The sequence below is a fragment of the Pedobacter sp. 10L46_2 genome, assembly GCF_056395165.1.
Window position 1 is genome coordinate 1 of the sequence record NZ_JBFTIZ010000201.1, and the last position, 7,575, is coordinate 7,575.

General features: G+C 37.2%; 5 protein-coding genes. 1 reads left to right on the forward strand and 4 read right to left on the reverse strand.

Features of this window, described 5'->3' with window-relative positions:
• Positions 1-580: 580 nt before the first annotated feature.
• Together AC1DDX_RS18780 and AC1DDX_RS18785 are read right to left on the reverse strand one after the other, a co-directional pair.
• On the reverse strand, positions 581-1,687 hold the full coding sequence (locus AC1DDX_RS18780; RefSeq protein WP_288878933.1) for a C1 family peptidase: 1,107 nt from the start codon (positions 1,685-1,687) through the stop codon (positions 581-583).
• Between the two features lie 118 nt (positions 1,688-1,805).
• The gene (locus AC1DDX_RS18785; protein WP_172659702.1) at positions 1,806-2,414 is read right to left on the reverse strand and encodes an outer membrane beta-barrel protein; all 609 of its coding nucleotides are present in this window, start codon (positions 2,412-2,414) and stop codon (positions 1,806-1,808) included.
• Between the two features lie 385 nt (positions 2,415-2,799).
• On the opposite strand from AC1DDX_RS18785, the gene AC1DDX_RS18790 reads away from it, so the two are divergent.
• Positions 2,800-4,263, forward strand: a complete 1,464-nt coding sequence (locus AC1DDX_RS18790; protein WP_172659703.1) for a glycoside hydrolase family 130 protein — start codon at positions 2,800-2,802, stop codon at positions 4,261-4,263.
• A gap of 10 nt (positions 4,264-4,273) precedes the next feature.
• Here AC1DDX_RS18790 and AC1DDX_RS18795 read toward each other — a convergent pair whose 3' ends face one another.
• Entirely contained in the window at positions 4,274-5,275 is a 1,002-nt protein-coding gene (locus AC1DDX_RS18795) for a glycosyltransferase family 4 protein (RefSeq protein ID WP_288878936.1), read from the reverse strand.
• Positions 5,276-5,278: 3 nt separating this feature from the next.
• Positions 5,279-7,561 carry a glycosyltransferase family 4 protein gene (locus AC1DDX_RS18800; RefSeq protein WP_172659705.1) on the reverse strand — a complete coding sequence of 761 codons (2,283 nt, stop codon included), beginning with the start codon at positions 7,559-7,561 and terminating at the stop codon, positions 5,279-5,281.
• Positions 7,562-7,575: the final 14 nt, after the last annotated feature.

A 7,575-nucleotide genomic window follows, 5' to 3' on the forward strand; every position in this document is an offset into this window, starting at 1 on the left:
ACTAACCATTGAGCTATCAACACGGATAAGGTTATATTTCTCTCTTTCGGTTAGGGAGTACAAACTGGAGAACTGATCGTAAATGCATTCATAGATCTGCTTAAAATAATCTGGATCTATTTTAGAAAGTCGCTCTGAAATGGAGCTTCTGCGTACCCGTTCATCCTCATCCAGATTAAAAAGTACTTTGAATACAGAATCATTGAAGGTATCGTCTAAAGTTCGTTAACTTAGTTTTTCATTATCCAAGATACCATACAACAGAAGATAGAATAGCTTATTACCATGMARAACCTTYGCGTAATGATCGATCTTGGTAGTRAGSGAYAAATTTGMKATCAGCGCCTCRGGAATGTACCCTAATAGATGTTTTGCACTGATAGCATGATCTTTAAATTTTGCCATATCTTATTGATTATCAGCAATTAAGATACTAATTTAAATCCACAAAAACAAGAATAAACAACTGATTGTCAAGTGTTTACGAAAATAAAACAAACTCTTTTACGCAAAAAAGTCGGAAGAAAAATCTTCCGACCATGACTGGGCATCAGCCCCCTTTTTATTTAATGAATTGAATTTATTTTATACCTAGTTTGTTCTTTAATTCCTTTGAAAGCGCCGCTTTAGGTACTACAAGACTTACTGTATTAATCGCAAAATAAGGTTCAGATACTTCTATGTAACCTTTAAAAGGCCCAACATCTCCCCATGAGTTTTTTACCTTAAAGAACAGTTTCCCGTTTGCTGATTGCTCAAGACCAATTAAATGCATCAGGTGATCATCCTGAGTGGTTAAGTTCTCGTATAATTGCTGACGCAGTTCCGGTGTATATGCTATTTCTTTCATATCAGGGTTTAAATCAGCTTGTTTCGCATCCACTGTATCAGCGAATAACATAGCATATCCTTTTTTCTGTTGAAAGTTTCTGCTGCTCACATCGGCATCCCACATAATGGTATATCCATTTTTTACTGCAGTAGTTGTCATGGTTACCATTTCTGCCAGTGGAAGGTTGTAAAATGACCCGTTTGCAAAATTGTCTGGTGCTTCCAGAATAAATTGGGTATAGTAAGGATGGTGAGTAAAAGAAGTGATGTTTATATAATCGTTAGCGTCAAATTTTAGCACCTCTTTAGCAAAGGTTTGTGCAGTGTAGCTTTTGCCTTTGTAGTCAAAATTAGCTGGTGGAACCCCAATTTTCTGATCCAGAATTTGCTCATAACCCTTTAGCCAGTCATTATCTAGCGGACGTTTTTTAAGTACGCCGTCAAGATATGTTTTTAGTGCAGTTTCCAAGCCGGTGTGATCAGGTATTTCGCCGCTAACACCCTGGAAAGCTTCCTGAGGCATTGCACCATAAAGAGATATGGAGCGTACTAAATCATGCCCAAGACCACCCTCTCCAAACTGCGCTTTTCCCTGGCGGAGAATGTAATTCTTAGCTTTTTCTATGTACACATTACGTGCAGTAAACATTTCTGATAGATCCAGTTCCCCTAAACCTTTGCGTAACCCTTCAGATTCAATCAGGGAAGTTGTAGAGTAATTCCAGCAGGTGCCAGACTGACCTTGGTTTTTAACCGAAGTTGCCGCATTTTCTTTTACGGGTTTTAACGCACTATTCTGTGCGTGTGCGGATAAAATAAATCCGAACCCGATTGCAAATAATATAGTTTTTTTCATTTTGTTAAGCTAGTTTTCCAAAAATAGTAAACCATTACGAGTTTTAATAAAAAAACTGGTCATAAAAAAAGCCCTCGCTAATGCGAAGGGCTCTTTATCTAACCAAATGTAAAGTCTATTAAAAGTGGAATTGGATACCTAATTTAGGTTGGAAAAAGTTAGCTCCAAAGCTGAATGAATCAGAACCAGCTCCTTTTACTTTATCGCCGTCACCGTTTTCAACACGATAGTTGTTGTAGCTTAATCCGTTAACTGCAAACTCGATACCGATTTTTTTAGTTGGAAAGAAAGCAAAACCTGGCGATAATGCAACACCAATTTCTGTAGTAGAACCAACTTTCTCACCTACTTTACCAGCTGCATCTACAGCTTTAGCAGTTCCGAATTCCATTGGTACAGATAACTGACCGAAGAATTTGAATGACTCAGATAAGTTAGCATAGTAACGACCAAAAGGACTAACTACAAAAGCTTGTTTTTCGAACTCACTAACTTGTTTGTCGTAGCTATAACCAACGCCAGTACCAATTGCAATGTTATCGCTTACAAAGTAACCTACGCTTGGCACAATCGCAAAACTTGTATTTGATTTAGCACCATCTGCATCAGATTTCTTTGTGTCAAATGCTACGTTACCACCAACAATAATTTTTCCTTTTTCAGTTTGTGCTTGAGTAGTAAATGCTAATGCAGAAACTGCAACTAATGATAATAATAATTTTTTCATTTTCTTATTTTTTAATTTATAATCTGGTCATTCGCTAGTTTTTATATTCTGACCATTTACGTTATATAGTCAACAGGTGTGCCAAACATAATATGCCTTATTTTGCTGGAATCGTATTTTTTTGTAACTCGCTAATTGATAGTGAAATAAAATTAATGATGGATTTCAATATTATTTTAGGGTGACAATTAACTATTAATTGTCATTTAATTAACATGTAAATATATAGTCAATTTGACTATTATTGTATAATTGTCAGTAATTATAAGGGCATTCTGGCAGAATTTGCATCAGTTTTTTTTAAATGTGCCAAACCATAATGGCGCTTTCGTTAAAAAAAATTATATTCATAAAATCATTGTACCTACTAAAGTGTTATAACACTATGAGATTATTAATAGAACGAAAGCCTATAAAAGTATACCCGGATCCAAAACGTGTAATTGCACGATTCTTTTTTAATGGTGATGAACGAGCAATAGAAGTTATCAAAAAGGTAATGGAGCTTACTGAAACTGAAGTTTTTGATATTATATCACCCTTGCTTCAGGAGTATTCTAAGAGACATAGAAGTATTACCAAAATTCTAAACAGGCATTGTAAAAAGGTAAAAGACTGTATCGAGAGCGCTGGCTTCGATTACGAGGAACTTGATAAATACCACAAGCTACTCATTGGTTCCTATTTTACTCATGAATATTCTATAGAGTCTGCAGCTTTTTTTAATCCATCAGTAATTGAAGATCCTGATCAGTCTGATTTGGTAGAAGGTGAAAAAAGAGTGATTATTAGTTTTAGGGCTGTAGGGGAGGGACATATTTCCTCTGTGGTATTTAGACGAGCACTCATTGATCGCAATCACGACATTACTGTGATTCCGGCAGGAAACTATATTGATGAGGCAGAAGTGGTAAAAAATGCCATCTATAATAAAAAGCTTTTTCTTAAAAAAGCAGCCGATTCCAAAATAGATCTTGAAGTGTTGGATGAGGTAGGTTTAAAACTAGAGGATAAGTTTGATTATGCTACACTGCGCAGGATTATTCTGGATTCTAAAAGCCTGCAGGAAACCGACTTAAAAAAACTGGAATATGATAAGGTGCTTTGGCTGTCTGATACCTATCATGAGATTAGTTTTTCAAGAGATACTGATATTTCTGATCGTGTAATTTTCCCGATTTCTGAATTTGAACGTAAAGGCATAGAAGATGCAAGGTTTGTTCGCTTTGTTAAGGACGATGGCACAGTAATATATTACGCAACCTATACTGCATTTGATGGGGCTATGATTATGCCTAAGCTGCTGCAAACTACAGATTTTTACGATTTTAAAATCAGCCCGTTGCACGGAATAGGTGCACAGAATAAAAACCTTGCCTTGTTTCCAAGAAAGATCAATGGTAAATATGCCATGATGTCGCGTATTGATGGTTGCAATAACTATTTAATGTATTCTGACAGACTCACCGTTTGGGATAACCCGGTTAAGCTTCAGGAACCTAAATTCTCCTGGGAATTTATACAGATAGGGAATTGCGGCTCCCCAATTGAGACTGAGGCAGGGTGGTTAGTCATTACACATGGTGTTGGTCCGATGCGGAGGTATTGCTTAGGGGCAAGTCTTTTCGATTTAGACGATCCATCTATAGAAATTGGAAGACTGAAAGAACCGTTGGTAATTCCTAATAATGATGAGCGCGAGGGCTATGTGCCCAATGTACTTTATTCGTGCGGTTCTATCATCCATAATGGAGAGCTGATCATTCCTTATGGTTTGTCCGACTATTGTTCTTCATTTGCAGGCGTCAAAATAGATATATTACTCGAAAAACTTAAGGGCTCTAAATAATAGTAAAGAGCTATAAAATCTGATGGTAAAGGCTGATGTAATCGGCCACCATCTTTTCCTGAGAAAAGTTTTCGAACGCCCATTTATGGCATTTTGAGCGATCAATGATGGATAATTCTGAAACAGCTTCAATTGCTTCATCAACATTTTTCACCAAAAACCCTGTTTCCCGATCTTTTATCAATTCAGGCATTGCCCCTCTATGAAAAGCAATAACTGGCGTTCCACAAAGCATTGCCTCTGCAACACTTAAACCAAAAGGTTCTTCAAAGCTAATTGGATGCAGAAGTGCATATGCTTTCCGCAACAAATTATTTCTTTTTTCCGGACCGGCCGAGCCAATAAATTTAATATCATCGCTTAAAAAAGGTTCAACTTTTTCCTTGTAATAATTCTGGTCTTGTATAATGCCTGCAATAATTAACCTGCGCTTTGTTTTTATTGCAATTTGTATAGCTTCAAAGAGTCCTTTGTCAGAATGGATTCGTCCGAAAAACAATAAGTAATCATCTGGATTGGCATTGAAATCAAAATTATCAGTTTGAATGCCATTGTATACGGTAGCCAGGTATTTTAAAGAAGCATGCCTGTTGGCGTTGCTTATAGAAACATAGTGACCAGAAGCATTGTACTTTTGATATACAGACAAGATCTTCTCCGAAGAGAAGCCATGAATAGTCGTAATTAAAGGTATTTTTATGAGCCCTGAATAGGTAAGGGGCAAAAAATCAAAATGATTATGAATAAGATCAAACTGATCGGCCTTTTCCATAAGGTTACTGATATGCAGGCACTCGGTAACCTTAGCATCTAAGGTTTTATCTTCCTCATATCCTTCGTTAATTACAGCATCTAACTTAGCGGCAGTAATTGAGTCGGCAGTAGCAAACAAGGTTACTTCTATGCCGGATTTTACCAATCCTTCAGTTAAATTAGATGCCATTTGTTCCCATGGCCCGTAGTGCCTGGGCGGAGTCCTCCAGGCTACGGGTGCCAGAACCGCTATCCTCATAACTTAAAAAGTTTGTTTTTGAGCTGCAGTAAGGTCGCTACTTTGAATAAATTCGTATTCCGATTCCAAAGCCTTAAGAACAATAAGATGCGAAATCCAATACGCTAACGTACTTTCTGCACCTTGATTCCTGTTTACCCCATAAGTTTGTAACCCATCTGCACAACCCTTGGTTTCATAATCATACAATGGAATATGTAAGGAGTTTTCTCCTAAAAACCACTGGTAACTTAAGTACATCTGTTTAATATAGGTTAAGTCTCGGGTAATCTCGTACGCTTTAAAATATACCATTACCATTCCCATAGTTTCGATGGCCTGCTGATCATATATGGCCATTTCTCCGCCATCCTTATAAAGCCAGCCATCGTTCCCAACCGGATTTAAATAACCTTTTATCAGCGTTTTTTGAGTCAGATATTCCAAGCTTTCAAAAGCAATTTCCCTTGATTCAGGATCTTTGCTGATCTCGTAATGATACATCAAGGCAAGTGGAAGTATGGCATTATCGTAGGTTAATTTGTTCTCAAACCAATTCCAGTGACCTTCCTTATTGGCACGGTAGGCAGCTTTCAAAGGTTCCGCAAGCTGATCTAACTGACTTTTAATGTGCTCATCATAAGGATGGGCATTTATAAAATGAGTTAAGCCAATCATCGTGTTGGCAATTCCTCTTAAATGCGTCAGATTCTTAAAATGAGGAATAGATTTCAGGAATAATTCTTTCGCAAATTCACGGTAGGAATTGTTAGGTGCATTGTTAATTAAATATCCTAAGGACCAAATTGTTCGCCCAAACGAATCTTCCGTACCAACCTCATCCAGATATTCTCTTTTGAAACTTAAAAAATTTCTGAAGTTTCCATCATCACATTGCATGTATTGAATGTAGCTCAAATAAATAGGCAATAAATCTAAAGCAGCCTTACTCTTGTTTTGCTGATAGGCCAGGATAGTTAATATTAAAGCCCTTGAGTTATCGTCTAAACAATACCCTTCCTTAAGATTTGGTATTCCATATTTGGCATGCTGCACAATTCCGGTATCATCCGTTAAACGTTGTATATGTGCCAGGCTAAAAGCAGGCATCATGTCTGGGTCTATAATAGGTTTGTTACCAGTTTCTTTCTCTGAAAGGAATTTAGAAATGGCTTCTGTCAGCACATCAACAAAAACTTCCCCCGTCGTAGGCCAGCGTAGATGTAAGCCGTATTCATATGCATTAGCCCTTAACTGATTGAGTTTTTCATCACTTTCAAATAATTCATTTACAATTTCTGCAAGGCCATCGGTATCTTTAAAGTCGAATAATCTGCCACGATGATCAGCAAGTAATTCCTGTGCATGCCAGTAAGGAGTTGATAGTACAGCTGTACCTGCTCCAACAGCATATGAAAGTGTTCCGCTGGTAATTTGTGCTTCATTTAAATAGGGCGTAATGTACATGTCGCAGGCCGTCAGATAGTCGAACAGCTCTTCTTCTGATACAAATTTGTTAATGAAGGTAAGGTTGTCTTCAACATTAAGCTTTCTCGCCAGTTTTTTTAGCCCATCACGATATTCTTCTCCAGAGTTACGTATCACGCCAGGATGGGTTGTCCCTAAAATAACATACATCACATCCGGATTTTTAGCTACTATTTTTGGTAGTGCTTCAATAACCGTTTCCAAACCTTTATTTCTGCTGATCAAGCCGAAAGTGAATAGGACCTTTTTGTTTTTAAATGCCAGGGTGTTTTTTACAGGATTAACATCTTTAGGTTCCAAATCAGGAACACCATGCTCAATTAATTGAATTTTATCAAAAGGAATTCCGTAAATGCTGGTTAAAAAGCCTACAGCTCTATGGCTCATTACTATAATTCTGGAAGAGTGTTTTGCGATCTCGCGCAAAACAGTAAGCTGCATATAATTAGGGTCTTTTAATATGGTGTGGAAAATAGTGATAAGTGGTTTTTGAAGCCTTGCGATGAGTGGCAGAATATAAACTCCACTTTCTCCGCCATAAATGCCATATTCATGCTCTAAAATACAAACGTCAGCAATACTGGTGTTTATGTAATCAGCGGCACGGATATAATCTTTCTGGTTTTCTTGTCTTATTACATATTTAACCTCTTTAGGGTATTCATATTCATCTAAAGAATCTGAATCATTCATCGCTACCACGAAACTGTCTTCCGATACTGTTTTTTTATTGGAGCCGATCGCTTTAAGTAGATTGTTGTTGAAAGTGGCAATACCACATTCACGGGGTGGATAGGAAGATATATAAGCAATTTTCATAATTACACAAGAGT